The sequence below is a fragment of the Streptococcus oralis genome (assembly GCF_026782285.1).
GTDB lineage: Bacteria > Bacillota > Bacilli > Lactobacillales > Streptococcaceae > Streptococcus > Streptococcus oralis_CG.
Map to the genome: position 1 here is coordinate 235,437 of NZ_JAKUWG010000007.1, position 20,651 is coordinate 256,087.

Consider the following 20,651-nt stretch of genomic DNA (forward strand, 5'->3'; position numbering starts at 1 on the left):
ATTTCTTAAACAATACCTTGTGCAATCATAGCATTGGCTACATTTTCAAAGGCAGCAATGTTTGCTCCTGCAAGGTAGTCAAGTACCAAGACCATATGTTTCAGCAGTTGTTTTAGCTGTGTTGAAGATGTTGGTCATGATGTCTTTGAGACGTCCATCAACTTCTTCACGGGTCCATGAGAGGCGAAGGCTGTTTTGGCTCATTTCAAGCGCTGATACAGCTACACCACCAGCGTTGACAGCTTTGGCTGGTCCGTAAAGGATTCCGTTTTCTTTGTAGACTTTAATCGCATCAAGGTCGCTAGGCATGTTGGCACCTTCTGATAAACTCAACATATTCCTCTGAAAGCCAAGTATCCCGGAGGATTTGATGCTTTGTTCCTACTTGGTTTTATGAATCAGCTACCCGGAACTCTGTCAGAGAAGGATAGACCAGCTATCGACGCTCTGAGCTCTGATCAACTCTGGCAAGATTGTCAGGATACTATCAAGAGGAGTATCGGTCTTTTTAAGCAAGCTGGCTATGACTTAGAGGTTGAGGATTACCATTTTACTATTTTACTGGGCAATCCAGAAAAACCTATGCTACAGCTTAATAAGGGATACAGTGGAGATGGAGGAATTCCAGGATACCTCATGCTTAGTCTGTTGCCGAATGACTATACTTTACCACGTGTGCGAGCCGCGTTGGCTCACGAGTGCAACCACAATGTTCGCTTCCAATTTATCAAATGGAACCAGCAGACAACACTAGCAGACTGGGTAGTCAGTGAAGGATTAGCAGAGTCTTTTGCTGCTGAGCTCTATGGTAAAGAGCTCATCGGATCCTGGGTCACTTCAACTAGTTCCGAGCAGTTAGAAGAGATTAAGCCCATCATCTCAAGTCAGCTTCAGCTAACAGGGATGGCGGAAATGGCTCCTTATCTTTACGGTGATGAAATAGCTGAGATTCAAGGTCAAATACCGGTTGGAATGCCCTATGCTGCAGGCTATGCTTATGGCTATCATCTGATACAAGCCTATCTGAAAAAGACTGGCAAGAGCATTATTGAGGCCACAGTAACACCGACAGAAGAAATTTTAGAGGCTACTAAAGATTTTTGGAAATGATACTTTTGCTTGCAAATCTGCCAGAGTCTGATATAATGAAAGTAATTTTTGGAGGTGACTATATGCACTATAAAAGAGTTGAATTAAAAGTCACAAATCAGGGTATCCATGAGCGCAAGATTTTTCAAGGAGTTAAAATTTTCAGTCGGAGCAAGCTGTCCAAAGATCAGAAAAGCATTCTGACGCAGAAGCTTTACCTGACACCGAAGCAAAATATTGTTTACTATCAACGGAAAGATATCAATTATGACCAGAACTGGCATCATCATAAGGACTATTATGAACTAACTTTTGGCCATATAGATAGAGAGACTGTTTTTAAGGTTTGTCAAGATTTTGACGAACTAAGTCCTTTCCTGGAAAATGAGCTGCTTGAGAAGCTAAAAGAAAAGCAGTCAACAGGCAAATTTTTTGAAAAATTAGATATATAAAAATCCGGCTGCTTTTATAAGCAGTCGGATTTCTTTGAGTTATAGTTTGATAATTTTTCATAAGGGAAAATAGATCTATTTTTATCATGAACAGCTAACTTAGTTAGAAGTTTTGGAAACAGTATAGTTGACATCTATGGGGAATAAGCATATAATCAAGAAAAGTGATTGAGTGCTCACTCAATTTTGTAGATGTGTAAAGGAGTTCATACAATGGTTGTTCAAGCAATACAATATAGTCGTTTCGGTGATGAAGAAGTGTTAGATTTAGTGAACATTAAATCTGATGTTTTGAAAGAGAATCAAGTTAGGGTAGAAGTTCATGCTGTTGGTTTAAATCCTATTGATTATAAGACTTTTGAGGGGGCAAAGCCACTCCGATTTCTATCTTTTATGACGAAACTAAAAAAGCCAAGTCGTTGGCTTGAGTCAAAATCATCTCTATTTCCAAGAGGTATCGGTCGGGATTTTGCTGGAGTGATTACAGAAATTGGTGAAGGAGTAAGTCGGTTTGCAGTAGGGGATAAGGTTTTTGGAACAATGATCAGTGACCCTGGATTAGGCACTAAGAGGGGAGCATTGGCAACAGAAATTTGTGTCAATGAATCGGAAATTGTATTGAAACCAGAGATGATTGATATGAACCACGCAGCTACTATGGGGGTAGTCTCTTTAACTGTGGGAGGTGCTTTTAGAAGAATCAACTTAAATCCTAAAGATGTTGTAGTGATTTCAGCAGCAGCAGGTGGTATTGGAAGTATCGCAGTACAGTATGCGGTTGCTAAGGGTGCGACAGTTATTGGAATTGCAAGTAAGAAAAATTCAGAATATCTGAAGTCTTTAGGTGCTATACCAGTAGCTTACGAAGAGAACATCCAGAATGCTCTTCTATCAGCAAGTCCAAAGCCGATTACAAAATTCTTGGATTGCTATGGAAGTGATTATGTTAAATTAGCTTTCAGTTTGGGATTGAAGGGTACGGATATTGGAACGCTAGTACCTTCACCATATGTTATGATAAGGGGAGCTCAGTTCACGGGTCCTAGACATTCCACATCTGATGATTTTAAAGTTCTAGCGGAAATGGTCTCAGATGGGAAGGTTCGGTTGAATATTGATCAGGTTTATGATTTTTCTCTAAAGTCAGTTAGAGAGGCATATCGTAGTTTGAAGTTGGGACACACTCGAGGTAAGAAAGTTGTAAAAGTAAGAGAGTAGCAGAGAGGTGCCAGTGATGGAAAGTTTGGAACAAAAGTATGCACAGACATTAGAAAATAGCAATTTGAGTTTAAAACAACGTCAAGTACTGTTATCAAGTTTAAAGTTATTTTCAGAAATTGGTTTTGAAAATACAACAGCCAGCCTTATTGCTAAGGAGGCTGGAGTTTCAGAAGGGACAGTTTTTAGTTACTTTAAAACCAAGGAAGGCATCTTAGAAGCTATTCTGTCAACTTTTCTCGAACAGGTTATTCCAGATGTGATTGCTGATTTTTCTGAGAAGAAATTTACAGCAAACCAAGAGTCTTTTCCGCTATTTTTGAGAAGTATTGTTCGAGATAGACTAGTCTTCATTCAGGAGAATCACATGCAAGTTAAAATTCTCTTGAGTCGTTCTTTTATTGATAAAACTATTTCTGACCAGTTAGGGAATGTTATTGTTCACTCTATCATTAAGCCAATTAGTCCAGTTCTGAATCAGTTTAAAGAAAATAGTGTTATCCGAGATTGGTCAAATGAAAGAATCGTTCGTTATATTTTGGCTTTGAGTCTTTCTTATGTTCTTCCAATGATGTTGAATGATAATGAGGACCTAGACATAGATGAAGCAGTAAATGAAATAGTTGAATGCCTGTCTTTTGCCTTAGTAGAAGTAAAGTGAATGTTGATTTTTAAGCTTACTATTAGAAATAGTGGGCTTTTTTAAAACCAATATAAAAATCCCCAATCAGAGTGATTGGGGATTGAAAAATAAATTGGAACAATACCTTTACTATCATAGCCTTGGCTACATTTTTAAAAGTTGTTTTAGCTGTGTTGAGGAGCTTGATCCTGATGTCCTCGAGTCGACCAGAGTATACTAACATCTATTCATCTGATAAGAGGGATTTTATCATCCAGATATTCATAGCTGGGTGGCCGGCGGCGTTAGAAAGTGGTTCTTGCAGTGATGTGAAACCATAGTGCTGATAGATGGCCACGGCCGTAGCCAGTTCAGTAGAGGTTTCTAGATAAAGCTGTTCATAACCAGCTAGATGGGCTTCCTGGAATATCCGCTTTATCAACCTGCTGGAATAACCTTTGCCACGTCTATTTTTAGTGACATACAGTTTTTGTAATTCAGCAATCTTATCGGACACTGGTGCAAAGCCACCACAGCCAACCAGCTGTCCTTCATCTTCCAGAACAAAGTAAGCTGCTCTCTCTTGCTGTTGATAGAAGTCGGCCAAATGATCTAGATAAGAATCAAAGTAGACAGTTCCTGGTTTGTCAAGCCCGAATTCTTCTAGGCTGGCTCGAATGAGTTGCGCTACAGTTGGATTGTCTCTCACTTCCATTGGCCGTAAGTTCATCATTTGTCCTCCGATAGGATGTATCGACTAATTAAACAATACCTTGTGCAATCATAGCGTTTGCTACGTTTTCGAAGGCAGCGATATTTGCTCCTGCAAGGTAATCAGTACCAAGTCCGTATGTTTCAGCAGTTGTTTTAGCTGTGTTGAAGATGTTGGTCATGATGTCTTTGAGACGGCCGTCCACTTCTTCACGGGTCCATGAGAGGCGAAGGCTGTTTTGGCTCATTTCAAGCGCTGATACAGCTACACCACCAGCGTTGGCAGCTTTGGCAGGTCCGTAAAGGATTCCGTTTTCTTTGTAGACTTTAATCGCATCAAGGTCACTAGGCATATTAGCACCTTCTGATACGCAGATAACTCCTTGAGCAACCAAACGTTTAGCTGCGTCACCATTGATTTCGTTTTGAGTCGCACATGGAAGAGCGATATCGTAGTTACCAGCGTAAGTCCATACAGAACCTTCATGGTAAGTAGCAGTTGCTTTCTCAGCTGCATACTCAGTCAAACGAGCACGGCGTTTTTCTTTAACATCAACCAAAAGATCAAAGTCAATACCATTTTCGTCGATGACATAACCGTTTGAGTCAGATACAGAGATAACAGTTGCACCAAGTTCAGTCGCTTTTTGAAGAGCGTATTGAGCTACGTTACCAGAACCTGAAATAACCACTTTCTTACCAGCAAAACTGTTACCGTTAGCTTTGAGCATTTCTTCAGTGTAGTAAACCAAACCATAACCAGTTGCTTCTGGACGAATCAAGCTACCACCGAATCCAAGAGGTTTACCAGTCAAGACACCAGCATCAAATTGGTTAAGACGTTTGTATTGTCCGTAAAGGTATCCAATTTCACGTCCACCAACACCGATATCACCAGCAGGTACGTCAAGAGATGGTCCGATGTATTTTTGCAATTCTGTCATAAAGCTTTGGCAGAAGCGCATCACTTCAGCGTCAGTCTTTCCTTTAGGATCGAAGTCTGATCCACCTTTACCTCCACCGATTGGAAGTCCAGTCAAAACGTTTTTAAAGATTTGTTCGAAGCCGAGGAATTTCAAGATCCCTTGGTTTACAGTTGGGTGGAAACGAAGTCCGCCTTTATATGGTCCAACAGCTGAGTTGAATTGAACACGGTAACCACGGTTGACTTGAACTTTTCCATCACGGTCAACCCAAGGAACACGGAAAGAAATCACGCGCTCAGGCTCAGTGATACGTGCTAAGATGTTTTCTTCAATATACTCAGGGTGTTTTTCAAATACAGGCTCTAGGGTGCTGAAGAATTCTTCAACCGCCTGGAGAAATTCAGCCTCATGCCCGTTACGAGCTTTCACAGTTGCAAACACGCTTTGGATATAGTCTTTAGCAGATGTCATATCGTTCTCCTTTTTGTTGTTATATTTTATTACATGAGCCATTATAGCAGAATTTTTTTTGAGTGTAAAGAAAAAAACAGAAATTTTCTAAAAATTCTTTCAATTTACAAAACCGAACGTTTTATATAGAAATTAGTTTCTCAAAGAGAAAATCTTAAAGTATGGTATAATATTAGAAATAAAAGGAATCTGGAGGATCAGAATCATGGTATCAACGAAAACACAAATAGCTGGCTTTGAGTTTGACAATTGCTTGATGAATGCAGCGGGTGTGGCTTGTATGACGATAGAGGAGCTTGAAGGAGTCAAAAACTCAGCAGCGGGTACTTTTGTTACGAAGACTGCGACCTTGGACTTTCGTCAGGGCAATCCTGAGCCACGTTACCAGGATGTTCCACTTGGTTCTATCAACTCCATGGGCTTGCCAAATAATGGTTTAGACTACTATCTGGACTATCTTTTGGATTTGCAGGAAAAAGAGCCAAAACGAACTTTCTTTCTATCTTTAGTTGGCATGTCTCCAGAAGAAACACATACCATCTTGAAAAAAGTTCAAGAGAGTGAATTCAAAGGACTGACAGAGCTCAATCTCTCTTGTCCAAATGTTCCAGGAAAACCTCAGATTGCCTATGATTTTGAGACAACAGACCGTATCTTGGCAGAAGTATTTGCCTATTTTACCAAACCTCTTGGGATTAAATTGCCACCTTATTTTGATATTGTTCACTTTGACCAAGCGGCAGCTATTTTCAACAAATATCCGCTCAAGTTTGTTAACTGTGTTAACTCTATCGGCAACGGCCTTTACATAGAAGACGAGTCGGTCGTTATTCGTCCTAAAAATGGTTTTGGTGGCATTGGTGGAGAGTATATCAAGCCGACTGCTCTTGCTAATGTGCACGCCTTTTATCAACGTCTCAATCCGCAAATCCAAATCATCGGAACGGGCGGAGTTCTGAACGGTCGTGATGCCTTTGAACATATCCTCTGCGGTGCGAGTATGGTGCAAGTAGGAACGACGCTCCACAAGGAAGGCGTTGGAGCTTTTGAGCGCATTACCAATGAATTGAAAGCTATTATGGTGGAAAAAGGGTATGAGAACCTAGAAGATTTCCGTGGGAAATTGCGCTATATTGGTTAAAGTTACTAAAAGATCAGAAGAAAGGAGAGAAGATGCTAGCCATAGAAGACAGTCAGAAGTTGACTTTAGCAAATCTATCTAGCTTGAACCTATTTACAGGGACAGACCAGGGGCAGTTTGAAGTTATGAAGAGTCAAGTGTTGAGGCAGATTGGTTATGATCCAGCTGATCTCAACTTTGCTTACTTTGATATGAAAGAAGTAGCCTATAAAGACTTAGAGTTGGAGTTGGTCAGTCTCCCTTTCTTTGCGGATGAGAAAATCGTGATATTAGATCATTTTGTCGATATTACAACTGCCAAGAAACGCTTTTTAACAGATGATGAGCTCAAGTCGTTTGAGGAATACCTTGATAACCCTTCGCCAACAACCAAGTTGTTGATTTTTGCTGAAGGAAAGTTAGATAGTAAAAGACGGCTAGTCAAATTGCTCAAACGAGATGCGACTGTCTTTGATGCTATTGAACCCAAGGAACAAGAACTCCGCCAGTATTTCCAAAAATGGAGTCAGACACAAGGTCTGCAGTTTGTGGGGCAATCCTTTGAAAATCTACTTCTCAAATCTGGTTTTCAATTTAGTGAAATCCAGAAAAATCTCTTTTTTTTACAGTCTTATAAGTCAGATGGTGTGATTGAGGAGAAGGACATTGTCGAGGCTATTCCAAAGACCCTGCAGGACAATATATTTGATTTGACTCAGTTTATTTTAGCTAAGAAGATTGACCTGGCCCGTGACCTGGTTAGAGACTTGACCTTGCAAGGGGAGGATGAGATCAAGCTCATAGCTGTCATGTTAGGACAGTTTCGTACCTTTACCCAAGTGAAGATTTTATCAGAAGCTGGTCAGACGGAATCGCAGATCGCAAGCAGTCTGGGAACTTACTTGGGGCGCAATCCTAATCCTTATCAAATCAAGTTTGCATTGAGAGATTCGAGAGGGATTTCCTTGGGTTTTCTCAAGAGAGCGATTTCTTATTTGATTGAAACAGACTACCAGATTAAGACAGGTGTTTATGAAAAAGGGTACCTGTTTGAAAAGGCACTTTTGCAGATCGCGGCAGAGGCAAATTGAGCAAAAAACTTGAAAAAAGAGGATGATTGCGTTATCATTTTCATATAGAAAGAAAAAGAGGTATTACAGATGGCTATTATCTTACCAGACCTTCCATACGCATATGACGCTTTGGAACCATACATCGATGCAGAAACAATGCACTTGCACCATGACAAACACCATCAAACTTATGTCAACAATGCAAATGCTGCTCTCGAAAAACACCCTGAAATTGGTGAAGACCTTGAAGCTTTGCTTGCTGATGTAGACTCTATCCCAGCTGATATCCGTCAAGCACTTATCAACAATGGCGGTGGACACTTGAACCACGCTCTTTTCTGGGAATTGATGACTCCTGAAAAAACAGCTCCTTCAGCAGAACTTGCAGCAGCAATCGACGCAACATTTGGCTCATTTGAAGAGTTCCAAGCAGCCTTTACAGCAGCAGCTACAACTCGCTTCGGTTCTGGATGGGCATGGTTGGTTGTCAACAAAGAAGGGAAACTTGAAGTAACTTCAACAGCAAACCAAGACACACCAATCTCAGAAGGTAAAAAACCAATCTTGGGCTTGGACGTTTGGGAACATGCTTACTACGTGAAATACCGCAACGTGCGTCCTGACTACATCAAAGCTTTCTTCTCAGTGATTAACTGGAACAAAGTAGATGAGCTTTACGCAGCAGCAAAATAAAAAAATAGGAAGGGAAGAGTCATTCTTCTCTTTTTTGTTTTATATGGCAGAAGTCTGACAAAATCGTCAGACTTTTCTCATTTTTATGAGAAACGTGCTAACTGCTAGAAATTATGGTAAAATAGAGTGTTAAGTAATCGTGGAAAAGGAAGACTATGCGTAAAGAAATTGCACCTGAATTATACAACTATAACAAGTTTCCTGGCCCAGAATTTCATGTAAATGGGGATAAGGTTGAGACTGAAGGGATTGCTTTTACCTTGGTTGAAAATATCAAGGATGCCTTCGATGTGACAGTCTTTAATCAACGCTTTTCAGAAGTGTTGACCAAGTTTGATTATGTCGTGGGGGACTGGAGCAATGAACAGCTCCGTCTACGTGGCTTTTATAAAGACGACCGAACAGAGGAAAAAAATGAAAAGATTAGTCGGTTACAGGACTATCTTTTGGAGTACTGTAGTTATGGTTGTGCCTATTTTGTCCTAGAAAATCAAGCACCGAAACGGGCTTCATTTGACAAGAAAATGCGTAAAAAGGATGAGGAAAACCTTCCTAGAAGAGGCAAGAAACCTTCGCAAAACAAGAGAAAACCAAATGCGGATAAGCGAAATAGACGTCGTCATAAGGATCAAAAGTCTCAGAAAGAGGACAAGGGACAGCGCCATTTTGTCATTCGCCAAAAATAGTAGAGAATAAGGAGAAGAGATGAAACCGTCTATTTATAGTTTAACACGTCAAACCATGCAAGAATGGGTATTAGAACAGGGAGAAAAGAAATTTCGAGCAGATCAAATCTGGGAATGGCTTTACCGTAAACGTGTCCAGTCATTTGAAGAAATGACCAACCTTTCCAAAGATTTGATTGCCAAGCTCAATGATCAGTTTGTGGTCAATCCTTTGAAACAACGGATTGTACAAGAGTCAGCTGACGGTACTGTTAAGTATCTTTTTGAGTTGCCAGATGGCATGTTGATTGAGACAGTACTCATGCGTCAACACTACGGTTTGTCAGTCTGTGTGACCACTCAGGTTGGCTGTAATATTGGTTGTACCTTCTGTGCATCAGGCTTGATCAAGAAGCAACGTGACCTCAATAACGGGGAAATCGTAGCGCAGATTATGCTGGTTCAGAAATACTTTGATGAACGTGGTCAGGATGAACGTGTCAGCCATATTGTAGTCATGGGAATTGGTGAACCATTTGATAATTACAACAATGTTTTGAATTTTGTCCGTACCATCAATGATGACAAGGGGATGGCAATTGGTGCTCGTCACATCACGGTTTCAACCTCAGGTTTGGCCCATAAAATTCGTGACTTTGCTAATGAAGGCGTACAGGTCAATCTCGCTGTGTCCCTTCACGCACCCAACAATGAATTGCGTTCAAGCATCATGAAGATTAACCGTGCCTTTCCGATTGAAAAACTCTTCGCAGCTATTGAGTATTACATTGAAACAACCAATCGCCGTGTGACCTTTGAATATATCATGCTCAATGAAGTCAACGATGGTGTAGAACAAGCCTTGGAGTTGGCGGAGTTGCTCAAGAATATCAAGAAATTGTCATACGTCAACTTGATTCCCTATAACCCAGTTAGTGAACATGACCAATATAGCCGTAGTCCTAAAGAGCGCGTGATGGCCTTCTACGATACCCTCAAGAAAAAAGGAATCAACTGTGTCGTCCGTCAGGAACATGGTACAGATATTGATGCGGCTTGTGGACAATTGCGCTCCAATACAATGAAACGTGACCGCCAGAAGGCAGTCGCAGCGGTGAATCCATAAAATGACTAGAAAAAGAGAATTATTCTTAAGATTGGGAGTGGCTATTTACAGCCTATGCATTGTATGTTTTTGTTTCACTCCCCAACCTCAACTTCCTACAGGAGTGGAAACTCCAGGTATTCAAACTTTTGGACGCCTGGTTTTTCTTTTAACTCCCTTAAACTCCCTTTGGAATCTGGGTGAAGTGACCAGTTTGGGACAAGTCATTTGGATCTTTTTGCAGAACATTTTAAATGTTTTCTTGCTTTTCCCCCTGGTTTTTCAACTTATTTATCTCTTTCCAAACTTGCGGCAAACGAAAAAAATCCTCCTTCTCAGTTTTTTACTGAGTCTGGGAATTGAGTGTACGCAACTGGTCTTAGACTTTTTCTTTGATTTTAATCGCGTCTTTGAGATTGATGATTTGTGGACCAACACCTTGGGAGGCTATCTGGCTTGGCTCCTCTATAAAGGACTGCATAAAAACAAGATAAGGAATTAGAATGAGTATTTTAGAAGTTAAAAATTTAAGTCACGGTTTTGGTGACCGTGCAATTTTTGAAGATGTGTCTTTCCGTCTCCTCAAGGGAGAACATATAGGTCTAGTCGGTGCCAATGGTGAAGGGAAATCAACCTTTATGAGCATCGTGACTGGTAAGATGTTGCCAGATGAAGGGAAGGTGGAGTGGTCCAAATATGTGACTGCTGGCTATCTGGACCAGCACGCTGTGCTAAAGGAAGGTCAAACTGTTCGTGATGTGCTCCGTACGGCCTTTGATGAGCTATTTAAAGCAGAAGCACGTATCAATGACCTCTATATGGAGATGGCGGAAGACGGAGCCGATATCGATGCGCTTATGGAAGAAGTTGGCGAACTCCAAGACCGTTTGGAGAGTCGTGACTTCTATACTTTGGATGCTAAGATTGATGAAGTAGCGCGTGCTCTCGGTGTCATGGACTATGGCATGGATACGGATGTAACAGCATTATCAGGTGGACAAAGAACCAAGGTCCTTTTGGCTAAACTTCTCCTTGAAAAACCAGATATCTTGTTACTGGACGAGCCAACCAACTACTTGGATGCTGAACACATTGACTGGCTCAAACGCTATCTCCAAAACTATGAGAATGCCTTTGTCCTTATTTCGCACGATATTCCATTCCTCAACGACGTGATCAATATTGTCTACCATGTGGAGAACCAACAATTAACTCGCTATTCTGGCGACTACTACCAGTTCCAAGAAGTCTATGCTATGAAGAAATCTCAGTTAGAAGCGGCCTATGAACGTCAACAGAAAGAGATTGCAGACCTCAAGGATTTTGTCGCTCGAAACAAAGCGCGTGTTGCAACGCGTAACATGGCCATGTCCCGTCAAAAGAAACTGGACAAGATGGACATTATCGAGTTGCAAAGCGAGAAACCAAAGCCGTCCTTTGATTTCAAACCAGCTCGTACACCTGGGCGCTTTATCTTCCAAGCCAAGGATTTGCAGATTGGTTACGACCGTCCTCTTACTAAACCCTTAAACCTCACCTTTGAACGCAATCAAAAGGTGGCCATTATCGGAGCAAATGGTATTGGGAAAACAACTCTCTTGAAGAGTCTCTTAGGTATTATTCCACCAATTGCTGGTGAAGTTGAGCGTGGTGACTATCTAGAACTTGGTTATTTTGAGCAAGAAGTAGAAGGTGGGAATCGCCAAACACCACTAGAGGCTGTCTGGAATGCCTTTCCTGCCCTTAACCAAGCAGAAGTTCGTGCAGCCCTTGCCCGTTGTGGTTTGACAACTAAGCACATAGAAAGCCAAATTCAGGTCTTGTCAGGTGGGGAACAAGCCAAGGTACGTTTCTGTCTCTTGATGAATCGTGAAAACAACGTTTTAGTACTTGACGAGCCGACCAACCACCTGGATGTGGATGCTAAGGACGAACTCAAACGTGCTCTCAAAGAATACAAAGGAAGCATTCTTATGGTTTGTCACGAACCAGACTTCTATGAAGGCTGGATGGACCAAATCTGGGACTTTAACAAGTTAACTTAAAAGCGCTAAAAAAGCCAAGTCGAAATGACTTGGCTTTTTTGACTAGTAATTTAAATAGCTTTCAACTTCAGATTTCTCAATTTCTTTACCGTAGTGGCAAATCGGACAAGAAACGAAGTAACTTTTACCATAAGGGAAAAGTGGAATCCAGTAGAGGGTGAACTTGCGTCCAGTTTCTACGATCTCCCAAGTCAGAGCTCTACGCAGTTGCCAAGAGAAGTGGGTGAACTTGCGTCCAGTTTCTACGATCTCCCAAGTGTCGACATTGTTACAGTGACCGCATTCGATCGCAGTTTGCGTATGTCCCAAATCTTTCTGATAACCTTTAGAACCCCAAAATAAAATCATGTCATCGTCTCCTTATCTGTTGATGGCTTATTTTTTGCTGAAGTCGTAGTCTTTCACCACTTCGATACTATCAATGGTGATAGCAGTAGTTGGTTTGTCTTTTTCATCTTTTTCAGCCTTGGCAATCTTGTCAACAATATCCATGCCGTCGATGACTTGGCCAAAGACTGGGTGTTTACCATCTAGACTAGGATTTCCACCCTCTTTATAGGCTTCGATGATTTTCTTTGGATACTTGCTTGTAGGGAGTTTAGCAGAAATGTCTGTCGAGTTTTGGTTGATGAAGAACTGGCTACCGTTGGTATTTGGTTGACCAGTGTTAGCCATAGCAAGGGCACCGCGGATATTGTATAGGTAAGGAGAGATTTCATTTTTGAAACCAGTTCCCTTGTCCTTCGTTTTATCCTTATCATGCCAGATAGATTGGCCACCTGTACCATCTCCCTTAGGATCCCCAGTTTGTACCATAAAGCCATCGATGACACGGTGGAAGGTGATGCCGTTATAGTAGCCATCCTTAGCGTGAGTAAGGAAGTTTTCAACTGCTAGCGGTGCTAATTTTGGAAAGAGTTTGATGCGAATATCACCCTGACTTGTGTGGAGAATGACTTCGGCTTCATCTTCAGCAACTTCCTTAGAAAGTTGAGGGAAGTTGGCATTTTCATTGGTCAAAGCGTCATTCAAATCTTTGGCAGCCTGAGCAGCTGCTTTTGAGCTTTCTTCTGCTGCAAGACTAGAGTCGACATAGTCATCACCACGGAGACCACGCTGGATACTAGTACATCCAGCAAGGGCAATAGATGATAGTAAAAGAAGGGTTGCTAGTTTTTTCATTGTTTTCCTCTCAAAAATTCATTTCTATCATTGTACCCTAAAAGGGAGGTGATTTCAAATATTTGTGACAAGGTAGTTTAAGAGGAAGCCGACCAGAAAGTCGCTTGCTTAGAGATTTTTCTTTGGATGACGGTCGATAATGTCCTGGTACTGTTCCAGTATCTGCTCCCCCTTTGGAGTCAATTTGTAACCACGAATTGAAAAGTAACTTGCTAATTCTTCTCCTGAAAAGTTGTCACGAAGGGATTGGTCCAAATATGGAGCCCTCATCTTAGACAGTCCTGTCATTCCCTTGCTTTTCAGAATATTCTTTTTTATGGTGGCATTTAGATGGTCAAGTGAATCAAAAGCTGTCTTAATGACAGCATAACCTTTTTCCACAGAGTTTTTAGATGCTTTGGGGTATCAATATCATAAGTGTACTCAAAGTATTTAGGAAACCAGGTCTCGAAAAGAATTATGCTTCCTCTTTCTGTCTGAGTTCAAAGAGGTCTTCTACTTTAAGATTAAAAACTTGAGCAATTTTAAGAGCCATTTCCAGCGAAGGGTTGTAACGGTTATTTTCCAAGTGCAGAATTGTCTCGCGTCGCATGCCGATGCGGTCGGCTAACTCCTGCTGGGTCATGCCTGTGGACTCACGAACAGATTTGAGATTAGTAATAATTTTGCTTTCTTTGGCCATGCTTATCCTCTACGTTCCAAGATAAGATAGACAACCGCAAAGATGCAAATCAGGGCAGCTATGCTAATAAATATCTGGCCCATGTAAAGACTGAGAGACCCCATATACCCAATGATAACTGCTAGGATCATCAGTGCGCCTAGTATAAAAACAAACATCAAGCTAGCTGCCTTTGCTAAATTGGCATAAAAGCGTTCGTCCGGAGTTTCCTTGACATTTTTCAAAGAGAAAAAACCAAATACAATCACTTCAATAACGAGGCCAATTCCCAAAATCCATTCTTTAATACCAGAACTTTCGCTTGGGGTCGCAACCCAAATCCCTACTGTATAAAAAATGCTTGCTGCAAACAAAAGTATCGTGTAAAGCTTAGCAGACAAGTCAAAAATAATCTTTCCCTTACCTTTCTGACTCTTATGAGGCCATGGTTTCATATGTAGCCAGCTCCAAATAGCTACAATTTGACCTGACACTGAAATACCAGTAATAACTAACTTGGGTCCCCAACTAAGATTAGAACCAAATAAAACAATAAAATCAATAAAGAGAGCTACGGCAATCATTGCAATGAGGGCACGCATTTTTTGACTTTTTTTCATGATAGACTCCTTTTTTGTGTTATAAATATATCACACTTAAAATTATGTTATAAATATATCACACTTAAATTTATAAAGCAAGAATTTATGTGTCAATGTGGCAATTATTTGAAAAAATTTTTTAATTAAAGACCTCGCTAGTCAAACAACTAAAGAATTCTTTGAAGCAATGCATCGTATTTGGTTTGATAGTTTCGTTAATAATATTTGATGATAAAGAATTTTTGGAAAATCTAGACACTGTATGAATCTCTACTTTTTTTCTTAGGCTTTTATAAAGTCTGTCAGAATAGGCTTTGTAGGTGTAGAAGTTAATTTTTACAGAAGTGAAGTAAGCATTCAATACGAATCAATACATAAGAAAAACTCTGATTTCAAGCGTTTTTTCTTTTTTCAATTTTAATACATTTCACTATATTTCAGTCCAATCTCTACCTTCTTATCTATACTTTGATGGAGCTGAAGTTGACATCTACAAAGTTTAATGTTAAAATTCATTCAAAAATATATTTGAATGAGGTGTTTTATGATTCAAAATGTTGTTACTTCAATAATCCTGTATTCTGGGACAGCCGTAGACTTACTTATTATCCTAATGTTATTTTTTGCCAAAAGAAAAAGCAGAAAAGACATCATTAACATCTATTTAGGGCAATTTCTAGGCTCTGTTAGTCTAATATTGCTAAGTTTGCTTTTTGCATTTGTCTTAAATTATATTCCTAGTAAAGAGATTTTAGGTTTGCTCGGTTTGATTCCAATTTTCCTAGGCCTCAAAGTTTTGCTTTTAGGAGATTCTGATGGAGAAGCTATTGCAAAAGATGGTTTGCGCAAAGATAATAAAAACCTGATTTTTCTAGTTGCTATGATTACTTTTGCAAGTTGTGGTGCTGACAATATTGGTGTTTTTGTCCCATATTTTACTACCTTAAATTTAGCGAATTTGATAGTGGCTTTACTTACTTTTCTAGTCATGATTTATCTCTTGGTTTTTTCTGCCCAAAAATTGGCACAAGTCCCTTCTGTTGGAGAAACTTTGGAAAAATATAGCAGATGGTTTATTGCCGTTGTTTATTTAGGATTGGGGATGTATATCCTGATTGAAAACAACAGCTTTGACATGCTAAGGACTGTGTTCGGCTAGGAGAAAAAATTATGAAAAAAGATAGTATATGCCAAGTGAATATTATAAATCAACAAAATGTTACAACCGCAACGAACTACCTTGAAAAGGAAAAAGTCCAAAAATCACTTCGTATTTTATCAAAGTTTACCGATAATAAACAGATAAATATCATCTTTTATCTCCTTGCCGTCGAAGAACTCTGTGTCTGCGATATAGCCTGTTTATTAAATCTCAGTATGGCATCTGCCTCCCACCATCTTCGTAAACTAGCCAATCAAAACATCTTGGACACTAGAAGAGAGGGGAAAATTATATATTATTTTATAAAAGATGAGGAAATCAGAGATTTTTTTAATCAACTAGGATAACAACTATTTTTACTACTTTCTACTTTTCCATGATTATAGGGGGATTATATATGAAATTTTTTGAAGAAAATTATTCACAAGAAATACCTACTCGTATCAAAAATTTAAGAAAAAAATACAATATTACACAAAGCGAACTAGGCAATGCAGCTCAAGTTAGCCAAGTTGAAAAGGGAGGAATTTGAAAGAAAATGTATCTTTGATAGTAGTCATTTATTGTGAAATATGATATATTTATTAATTAGATGGCTGAATATTTCTAAAGTTAAATAAAATATGACAGATACATGTTTTTTAGTGTATCTTGTTTGTACTCAAAGTATGAAATGAATATCTAATATTTAAGATTAATAAATATTATACGATGAGATATAATGCTACAAAATGAAAGGTGATGTAATCTGATGAAGAAAGATAGATTAATTGCATTGACAGATGCGGTTCTAGCAATTATAATGACTATCCTAATCTTAGAATTAGAAAAACCAACGACACCAAGTCTTCAAGCTTTTTGGGATTTACGGCAAAATTTCTTTGCTTATTTTCTTTCCTTTTTCTGGTTAGGATCGTTATGGATGGCACTAAACACACTATGGGAAAAGGTTGAGAAAATTTCCCCACAAATTGTTTGGTGGAATTTGTTTCTTTTATTTTTTGTTTCATTTATGCCCTATGCTACTGGAATCGTTAGTAGTCATTTCATGAACCATACGGCACAACTCTTTTATGGACTGATCGTTATTGTTTCAACGGTAGCAAACTGGTTTTTACATAAAGTAATTGATAAACCCAATATAGATCAGAAAGAATTACTTGAAGCTACCGCACAATATAGAAAGTTATTGATACCTGACCTAATAATTAAAGGAGTGGGATTGATTCTATCCTTAATTCTCTATCCTCCGATTATGATGTATAGTGTTTTAATTGCGGCATTTTACATCATAACTTTTAAAACACTATCTGAAAAAAGAGTGAATAACTAAAAAATGGTGACCAAAGTTAGGTGTATTATTTTAATGCTTACAGACCTAAACTATTCCCCTATTTATAATCTATTGATTCATATTTTATGAAATTAATCAGTAGATATCGTTCTGAAAAGCCTTGATAATACGCTGTTTTTAACTAAACTGAAACCCATACTTATCAAACCAGGTCTTAAGAAAGCTCGTAAAGCTAGCCAGTTCTCTAAATGTTAAGAACTATCTACAATACAGCATTTACAACACTTCATGGTTCACACCATTTAATTGAAAGCTATTTAAATTAGATGAAAATTTTTTTCTGAAAAAGTGGGGAAACATTGATTTTAAGCGAATTTTGAATCATATTCGAATGGGAGTTTTTAAAATCATGTTTTGGTGGTAAAAGTTCCAAAGTAAATTCGCCAAAGTAGGATAATATCGCCTGCTAGGAGATTGTCTTCTAGTAATTCCATGTTGCGTTTTGGAACAGGTTTTGGATTTAGTAGCCAAGCTTCCATATCGCTATTTGAAGAGATGCAGTTTTTTGACTGGATAGTCTTTATAGATGGTATCTAAAGTATTATTCATGAAGATTCTCTTTCTTTTTTTCTTTATCAGTCTAGCAAATTTCTAAAAAATCTAAAAAAATTAAAACTCTGTCAAGTTTTTTTCTTGACACCTGTCAGAAATCTGATATAATAGAACATGTGCTAAATAGCTTAGCTATTTCACCGAAATAAAAAAATAAGAAAAGAGACTTTAAAAATGGCAGTTAAAATCCGTTTGACTCGTATGGGTTCTAAGAAAAAACCTTTCTACCGTATCAACGTAGCAGACTCACGTTCACCACGTGACGGACGTTTCATCGAAACAGTTGGAACTTACAACCCCCTTGTTGCTGAAAACCAAGTAACTTTGAAGGAAGATCGCGTTCTTGCATGGTTAGCTGATGGAGCTCAACCTTCAGATACCGTTCGCAACATCCTTTCAAAAGAAGGCGTATTGAAAAAATTCCACGATTCTAAATTCTCAAAATAAGTTTAAAGTAGGTTGACAGATGGATACGATTGAAAATCTCATTATTGCGATTGTGAAACCTTTGATTTCACAACCTGATGCCTTAACTATCAAGATTGAAGACACACCAGAGTTTTTGGAGTATCACTTGGATCTTGACCAAAGCGATGTTGGTCGTGTTATCGGTCGTAAGGGTCGCACTATCTCAGCGATAAGAACGATTGTCTACTCTGTCCCAACTGAAGGCAAAAAAGTAAGAATCGTTATCGATGAAAAATAAAAAAAGCGGGACAGATGTCTCGCTTTTTTGTGAGGAGGAGAAGATGAAGGATTTAACGTTTAGACAATTACAAGCATACTTACTCGAACATTACCAGCAGTCTCGGACTGAGGAAGGTCTCTTTATGAAGCTAGTGGAGGAAGTCGGAGAAGTAGCCGAGGTCTTGAATGGGCGCTCTGGTCGAAAAGAGGGTGTCCAAGACTCAAATGAGGAACTAGCCAAAGAACTGGCTGATATTATTCACTACACGTTCGCAATTGCGGTCATTAATGACATCGACCTAACCAAAACCATCTTTGACAAAGATAAGAAGGCTGCCATTAAGTATCAGCATGAACGAGATTTGGAAAGTTTTTTGGAGGGAGATTTGAGAAATAATGGACACTGACTATTTTTTAAAAATAGACTGGGCGATGTATATTGATTGGTTATTGCGAATTATACAGATTTCGACTTTTATCGGTGTAATTTTAAAAATTAGTTTCCAGAATAAGGCCTATATTAATAATATCGAAATTCAGACAATTAAACCAATCGAATTTGATTCCTTACATACGCGATTTCATCATATTTATGAGTTTAAACATAATAAGAATGATAAACATTATAACCATTTAATTTTTTATCCAAAAGAAGTTGATATTGAAAATGTAGAATTTTATTCTTTAATCTATGATTCAAAAAGTAATCGATTAGTTGTTAATGATAAACTGCATACAGTTAAAAATTTAAAGAATTATACATGCCTATTGATTCATACAAATTTACCTGAGAATATACCTAGTTTAAGGATGAAATGGAAGACAAGTCAGGGTGAAATTGGGGAGTATACATTTTATAGCAATATGTATAACGGGAATGTAAATATCTCTTCTTTCAAATATAAATTAACATTAAAGAGAAAACTACTAGCACTTTTTGGATTATAGCTGATTTTTATCCAACTTGTGAAAATCCCTGGAACGTGATAAAATAAAGGATAGAAAAAGATACAGGAGACAAGATGAACTACTTTAATGTTGGAAAAATCGTCAATACGCAGGGTTTACAGGGTGAGATGCGAGTCTTGTCTGTGACGGATTTTGCCGAGGAACGGTTTAAAAAAGGAGCAGAGCTTGCTTTATTTGATGAAAAAGATCAGTTTGTCCAAACAGTGACCATCGCTAGCCACCGTAAGCATAAGAACTTTGATGTTATCAAATTCAAAGATATGTACCATATCAATGCGATTGAAAAGTATAAGGGTTATAGTCTCAAGGTCGCTGAGGAAGATTTGAACGATTTAGATGATGGAGAATTCTACTATCATGAAATTATTGGTTTGGAAGTTTACGAGGGAGATAACTTGATAGGAACTATCAAGGAAATCCTACAACCAGGTGCCAATGATGTCTGGGTGGTTAAGAGAAAAGGTAAGCGTGATTTGCTTTTACCTTACATCCCACCAGTAGTTCTCAATGTTGATATTCCAAACAAACGGGTTGATGTGGACATCTTAGAAGGATTAGACGATGAAGATTGATATTTTAACCCTCTTTCCTGAGATGTTTTCTCCGCTGGAGCACTCGATTGTTGGAAAGGCTCGAGAAAAAGGGCTCTTGGATATCCAGTATCATAATTTCAGAGAATACGCTGAAAAGGCCCGTCATGTTGACGATGAGCCCTACGGAGGCGGTCAGGGGATGTTGCTCCGAGCTCAACCCATTTTTGATGCCTTTGATGCCATTGAGAAGAAAAAAACCCGTGTCATACTTCTTGATCCTGCTGGGAAACAGTTCGATCAGGCTTACGCTGAAGATTTGGCTCAGGAAGAGGAACTGATCTTTATCTGTGGTCACTACGAAGGGTATGACGAGCGCATCAAGACCTTGGTAACCGATGAGATTTCCCTAGGAGACTATGTCTTGACTGGAGGAGAATTGGCCGCCATGACCATGATCGATGCGACTGTTCGCTTGATTCCAGAAGTGATTGGCAAGGAGTCTAGTCACCAGGATGATAGCTTCTCTTCAGGTCTTCTCGAATATCCTCAGTACACACGTCCTTATGACTATCGAGGCATGGTGGTTCCAGATGTGCTCATGAGTGGCCACCATGAGAAGATTCGTCAGTGGCGACTTTATGAGAGTTTAAAGAAAACCTACGAGCGCAGACCAGATTTGCTAGAAAACTATCAACTAACAGCAGAAGAAGAAAAAATGCTGGCTGAAATCAAAGAAAATAAAGAATAAAGGAGAACCTT

General features: G+C 39.1%; 26 protein-coding genes and 4 pseudogenes. 21 read left to right on the plus strand and 9 right to left on the minus strand.

Annotated elements, in window-relative coordinates:
* Positions 1 to 5: 5 nt before the first annotated feature.
* Positions 6 to 327 (minus strand): annotated as a pseudogene (locus tag MK403_RS06280) (NADP-specific glutamate dehydrogenase); the annotation flags it as partial.
* Between MK403_RS06280 and MK403_RS06285 the strand changes: the two are divergent.
* The 4 genes and pseudogenes from MK403_RS06285 to MK403_RS06300 form a co-directional block, all read left to right on the plus strand.
* Positions 328 to 1,110, plus strand: a pseudogene (locus MK403_RS06285) (DUF2268 domain-containing putative Zn-dependent protease); the annotation flags it as partial.
* Between the two features lie 62 nt (positions 1,111 to 1,172).
* Positions 1,173 to 1,541: an EXLDI protein gene (locus tag MK403_RS06290; RefSeq protein WP_084976376.1), complete on the plus strand. Its 369-nt coding sequence runs from the start codon at positions 1,173 to 1,175 to the stop codon at positions 1,539 to 1,541.
* Positions 1,542 to 1,754: 213 nt separating this feature from the next.
* Positions 1,755 to 2,759: an NADP-dependent oxidoreductase gene (locus tag MK403_RS06295; RefSeq protein ID WP_268709297.1), complete on the plus strand. Its 1,005-nt coding sequence runs from the start codon at positions 1,755 to 1,757 to the stop codon at positions 2,757 to 2,759.
* A 16-nt stretch (positions 2,760 to 2,775) separates the two neighbouring features.
* Complete coding sequence (locus MK403_RS06300; protein WP_268709298.1) at positions 2,776 to 3,420, plus strand: TetR/AcrR family transcriptional regulator; 645 nt, start codon at positions 2,776 to 2,778, stop codon at positions 3,418 to 3,420.
* A 205-nt stretch (positions 3,421 to 3,625) separates the two neighbouring features.
* Here MK403_RS06300 and MK403_RS06305 read toward each other — a convergent pair whose 3' ends face one another.
* Complete coding sequence (locus tag MK403_RS06305) at positions 3,626 to 4,111, minus strand: GNAT family N-acetyltransferase (RefSeq protein ID WP_268709550.1); 486 nt, start codon at positions 4,109 to 4,111, stop codon at positions 3,626 to 3,628.
* 31 nt (positions 4,112 to 4,142) lie between these two features.
* Positions 4,143 to 5,489: an NADP-specific glutamate dehydrogenase gene (gdhA, locus tag MK403_RS06310; RefSeq protein WP_000199515.1), complete on the minus strand. Its 1,347-nt coding sequence runs from the start codon at positions 5,487 to 5,489 to the stop codon at positions 4,143 to 4,145.
* 205 nt (positions 5,490 to 5,694) lie between these two features.
* Here gdhA and MK403_RS06315 point away from each other — a divergent pair, with 205 nt between their 5' ends.
* From MK403_RS06315 to MK403_RS06345, 7 genes are all read left to right on the plus strand, one after another.
* The gene (locus tag MK403_RS06315) at positions 5,695 to 6,630 is read left to right on the plus strand and encodes a dihydroorotate oxidase (protein WP_268709299.1); all 936 of its coding nucleotides are present in this window, start codon (positions 5,695 to 5,697) and stop codon (positions 6,628 to 6,630) included.
* A gap of 32 nt (positions 6,631 to 6,662) precedes the next feature.
* Positions 6,663 to 7,700: a DNA polymerase III subunit delta gene (holA, locus tag MK403_RS06320; RefSeq protein ID WP_268709300.1), complete on the plus strand. Its 1,038-nt coding sequence runs from the start codon at positions 6,663 to 6,665 to the stop codon at positions 7,698 to 7,700.
* A 69-nt stretch (positions 7,701 to 7,769) separates the two neighbouring features.
* The gene (gene sodA / locus MK403_RS06325; protein WP_000974728.1) at positions 7,770 to 8,375 is read left to right on the plus strand and encodes a superoxide dismutase SodA; all 606 of its coding nucleotides are present in this window, start codon (positions 7,770 to 7,772) and stop codon (positions 8,373 to 8,375) included.
* Between the two features lie 155 nt (positions 8,376 to 8,530).
* A complete protein-coding gene (locus MK403_RS06330; protein WP_070657530.1) occupies positions 8,531 to 9,061 on the plus strand; it encodes a YutD family protein in 531 nt (176 codons plus the stop codon).
* Between the two features lie 19 nt (positions 9,062 to 9,080).
* Positions 9,081 to 10,166 carry a dual-specificity RNA methyltransferase RlmN gene (rlmN, locus tag MK403_RS06335; RefSeq protein ID WP_061599238.1) on the plus strand — a complete coding sequence of 362 codons (1,086 nt, stop codon included), beginning with the start codon at positions 9,081 to 9,083 and terminating at the stop codon, positions 10,164 to 10,166.
* Position 10,167: 1 nt separating this feature from the next.
* A complete protein-coding gene (locus MK403_RS06340; RefSeq protein WP_268709301.1) occupies positions 10,168 to 10,647 on the plus strand; it encodes a VanZ family protein in 480 nt (159 codons plus the stop codon).
* Position 10,648: 1 nt separating this feature from the next.
* Complete coding sequence (locus MK403_RS06345) at positions 10,649 to 12,190, plus strand: ABC-F family ATP-binding cassette domain-containing protein (RefSeq protein WP_000025359.1); 1,542 nt, start codon at positions 10,649 to 10,651, stop codon at positions 12,188 to 12,190.
* A 42-nt stretch (positions 12,191 to 12,232) separates the two neighbouring features.
* Here the strand turns inward: MK403_RS06345 and MK403_RS06350 are convergent, their stop codons facing one another.
* From MK403_RS06350 to MK403_RS06370, 5 genes are all read right to left on the minus strand, one after another.
* The gene (locus MK403_RS06350; RefSeq protein ID WP_268709302.1) at positions 12,233 to 12,538 is read right to left on the minus strand and encodes a zinc-ribbon domain-containing protein; all 306 of its coding nucleotides are present in this window, start codon (positions 12,536 to 12,538) and stop codon (positions 12,233 to 12,235) included.
* Positions 12,539 to 12,565: 27 nt separating this feature from the next.
* Complete coding sequence (locus MK403_RS06355) at positions 12,566 to 13,372, minus strand: peptidylprolyl isomerase (protein ID WP_268709303.1); 807 nt, start codon at positions 13,370 to 13,372, stop codon at positions 12,566 to 12,568.
* Positions 13,373 to 13,480: 108 nt separating this feature from the next.
* On the minus strand, positions 13,481 to 13,753 hold the full coding sequence (locus MK403_RS06360; RefSeq protein WP_268709304.1) for a hypothetical protein: 273 nt from the start codon (positions 13,751 to 13,753) through the stop codon (positions 13,481 to 13,483).
* A gap of 76 nt (positions 13,754 to 13,829) precedes the next feature.
* The gene (locus MK403_RS06365; protein WP_001041099.1) at positions 13,830 to 14,054 is read right to left on the minus strand and encodes a helix-turn-helix transcriptional regulator; all 225 of its coding nucleotides are present in this window, start codon (positions 14,052 to 14,054) and stop codon (positions 13,830 to 13,832) included.
* Between the two features lie 2 nt (positions 14,055 to 14,056).
* On the minus strand, positions 14,057 to 14,653 hold the full coding sequence (locus MK403_RS06370) for a DUF3796 domain-containing protein (protein WP_268709305.1): 597 nt from the start codon (positions 14,651 to 14,653) through the stop codon (positions 14,057 to 14,059).
* 526 nt (positions 14,654 to 15,179) lie between these two features.
* Here MK403_RS06370 and MK403_RS06375 point away from each other — a divergent pair.
* The 4 genes and pseudogenes from MK403_RS06375 (at position 15,180) to MK403_RS06390 (ending at position 17,130) form a co-directional block, all read left to right on the plus strand.
* Positions 15,180 to 15,794, plus strand: a complete 615-nt coding sequence (locus MK403_RS06375) for a CadD family cadmium resistance transporter (protein WP_326845898.1) — start codon at positions 15,180 to 15,182, stop codon at positions 15,792 to 15,794.
* An 11-nt stretch (positions 15,795 to 15,805) separates the two neighbouring features.
* Positions 15,806 to 16,144: a Cd(II)/Zn(II)-sensing metalloregulatory transcriptional regulator CadX gene (gene cadX, locus MK403_RS06380; protein WP_000711085.1), complete on the plus strand. Its 339-nt coding sequence runs from the start codon at positions 15,806 to 15,808 to the stop codon at positions 16,142 to 16,144.
* A 50-nt stretch (positions 16,145 to 16,194) separates the two neighbouring features.
* Positions 16,195 to 16,320 (plus strand): annotated as a pseudogene (locus tag MK403_RS06385) (helix-turn-helix domain-containing protein); the annotation flags it as partial.
* A 228-nt stretch (positions 16,321 to 16,548) separates the two neighbouring features.
* Complete coding sequence (locus tag MK403_RS06390; RefSeq protein WP_268709307.1) at positions 16,549 to 17,130, plus strand: TMEM175 family protein; 582 nt, start codon at positions 16,549 to 16,551, stop codon at positions 17,128 to 17,130.
* A 368-nt stretch (positions 17,131 to 17,498) separates the two neighbouring features.
* Here MK403_RS06390 and MK403_RS06395 read toward each other — a convergent pair.
* Positions 17,499 to 17,700 (minus strand): annotated as a pseudogene (locus MK403_RS06395) (hypothetical protein).
* 177 nt (positions 17,701 to 17,877) lie between these two features.
* Between MK403_RS06395 and rpsP the strand changes: the two are divergent.
* From rpsP to trmD, 6 genes are all read left to right on the plus strand, one after another.
* Entirely contained in the window at positions 17,878 to 18,150 is a 273-nt protein-coding gene (gene rpsP / locus MK403_RS06400; protein ID WP_000268760.1) for a 30S ribosomal protein S16, read from the plus strand.
* A 19-nt stretch (positions 18,151 to 18,169) separates the two neighbouring features.
* On the plus strand, positions 18,170 to 18,409 hold the full coding sequence (kphA, locus tag MK403_RS06405) for an RNA-binding protein KphA (RefSeq protein WP_268709308.1): 240 nt from the start codon (positions 18,170 to 18,172) through the stop codon (positions 18,407 to 18,409).
* 43 nt (positions 18,410 to 18,452) lie between these two features.
* A complete protein-coding gene (locus tag MK403_RS06410) occupies positions 18,453 to 18,797 on the plus strand; it encodes a MazG nucleotide pyrophosphohydrolase domain-containing protein (protein WP_268709309.1) in 345 nt (114 codons plus the stop codon).
* Positions 18,787 to 19,338, plus strand: a complete 552-nt coding sequence (locus MK403_RS06415; RefSeq protein ID WP_268709310.1) for a hypothetical protein — start codon at positions 18,787 to 18,789, stop codon at positions 19,336 to 19,338. The genes MK403_RS06410 and MK403_RS06415 overlap by 11 nt, the downstream gene beginning before the upstream one ends.
* Positions 19,339 to 19,412: 74 nt before the next feature.
* Positions 19,413 to 19,931: a ribosome maturation factor RimM gene (gene rimM / locus MK403_RS06420; protein ID WP_268709311.1), complete on the plus strand. Its 519-nt coding sequence runs from the start codon at positions 19,413 to 19,415 to the stop codon at positions 19,929 to 19,931.
* Positions 19,921 to 20,640 (plus strand): tRNA (guanosine(37)-N1)-methyltransferase TrmD, encoded by a 720-nt coding sequence (trmD, locus tag MK403_RS06425; protein ID WP_268709312.1) that lies wholly within the window; start codon positions 19,921 to 19,923, stop codon positions 20,638 to 20,640. The genes rimM and trmD overlap by 11 nt, the downstream gene beginning before the upstream one ends.
* Positions 20,641 to 20,651: the final 11 nt, after the last annotated feature.

Bases quoted from the DNA above. Each gene is read 5' to 3' on its own strand.
- MK403_RS06290 (WP_084976376.1), top strand. From the start codon at position 1,173: ATGCACTATAAAAGAGTTGAATTAAAAGTCACAAATCAGGGTATCCAT.
- MK403_RS06295 (WP_268709297.1), top strand. From the start codon at position 1,755: ATGGTTGTTCAAGCAATACAATATAGTCGTTTCGGTGATGAAGAAGTG.
- MK403_RS06300 (WP_268709298.1), top strand. From the start codon at position 2,776: ATGGAAAGTTTGGAACAAAAGTATGCACAGACATTAGAAAATAGCAAT.
- MK403_RS06305 (WP_268709550.1), bottom strand. From the start codon at position 4,111: ATGAACTTACGGCCAATGGAAGTGAGAGACAATCCAACTGTAGCGCAA.
- gdhA (WP_000199515.1), bottom strand. From the start codon at position 5,489: ATGACATCTGCTAAAGACTATATCCAAAGCGTGTTTGCAACTGTGAAA.
- MK403_RS06315 (WP_268709299.1), top strand. From the start codon at position 5,695: ATGGTATCAACGAAAACACAAATAGCTGGCTTTGAGTTTGACAATTGC.
- holA (WP_268709300.1), top strand. From the start codon at position 6,663: ATGCTAGCCATAGAAGACAGTCAGAAGTTGACTTTAGCAAATCTATCT.
- sodA (WP_000974728.1), top strand. From the start codon at position 7,770: ATGGCTATTATCTTACCAGACCTTCCATACGCATATGACGCTTTGGAA.
- MK403_RS06330 (WP_070657530.1), top strand. From the start codon at position 8,531: ATGCGTAAAGAAATTGCACCTGAATTATACAACTATAACAAGTTTCCT.
- rlmN (WP_061599238.1), top strand. From the start codon at position 9,081: ATGAAACCGTCTATTTATAGTTTAACACGTCAAACCATGCAAGAATGG.
- MK403_RS06340 (WP_268709301.1), top strand. From the start codon at position 10,168: ATGACTAGAAAAAGAGAATTATTCTTAAGATTGGGAGTGGCTATTTAC.
- MK403_RS06345 (WP_000025359.1), top strand. From the start codon at position 10,649: ATGAGTATTTTAGAAGTTAAAAATTTAAGTCACGGTTTTGGTGACCGT.
- MK403_RS06350 (WP_268709302.1), bottom strand. From the start codon at position 12,538: ATGATTTTATTTTGGGGTTCTAAAGGTTATCAGAAAGATTTGGGACAT.
- MK403_RS06355 (WP_268709303.1), bottom strand. From the start codon at position 13,372: ATGAAAAAACTAGCAACCCTTCTTTTACTATCATCTATTGCCCTTGCT.
- MK403_RS06365 (WP_001041099.1), bottom strand. From the start codon at position 14,054: ATGGCCAAAGAAAGCAAAATTATTACTAATCTCAAATCTGTTCGTGAG.
- MK403_RS06370 (WP_268709305.1), bottom strand. From the start codon at position 14,653: ATGAAAAAAAGTCAAAAAATGCGTGCCCTCATTGCAATGATTGCCGTA.
- MK403_RS06375 (WP_326845898.1), top strand. From the start codon at position 15,180: ATGATTCAAAATGTTGTTACTTCAATAATCCTGTATTCTGGGACAGCC.
- cadX (WP_000711085.1), top strand. From the start codon at position 15,806: ATGAAAAAAGATAGTATATGCCAAGTGAATATTATAAATCAACAAAAT.
- MK403_RS06390 (WP_268709307.1), top strand. From the start codon at position 16,549: ATGAAGAAAGATAGATTAATTGCATTGACAGATGCGGTTCTAGCAATT.
- rpsP (WP_000268760.1), top strand. From the start codon at position 17,878: ATGGCAGTTAAAATCCGTTTGACTCGTATGGGTTCTAAGAAAAAACCT.
- kphA (WP_268709308.1), top strand. From the start codon at position 18,170: ATGGATACGATTGAAAATCTCATTATTGCGATTGTGAAACCTTTGATT.
- MK403_RS06410 (WP_268709309.1), top strand. From the start codon at position 18,453: ATGAAGGATTTAACGTTTAGACAATTACAAGCATACTTACTCGAACAT.
- MK403_RS06415 (WP_268709310.1), top strand. From the start codon at position 18,787: ATGGACACTGACTATTTTTTAAAAATAGACTGGGCGATGTATATTGAT.
- rimM (WP_268709311.1), top strand. From the start codon at position 19,413: ATGAACTACTTTAATGTTGGAAAAATCGTCAATACGCAGGGTTTACAG.
- trmD (WP_268709312.1), top strand. From the start codon at position 19,921: ATGAAGATTGATATTTTAACCCTCTTTCCTGAGATGTTTTCTCCGCTG.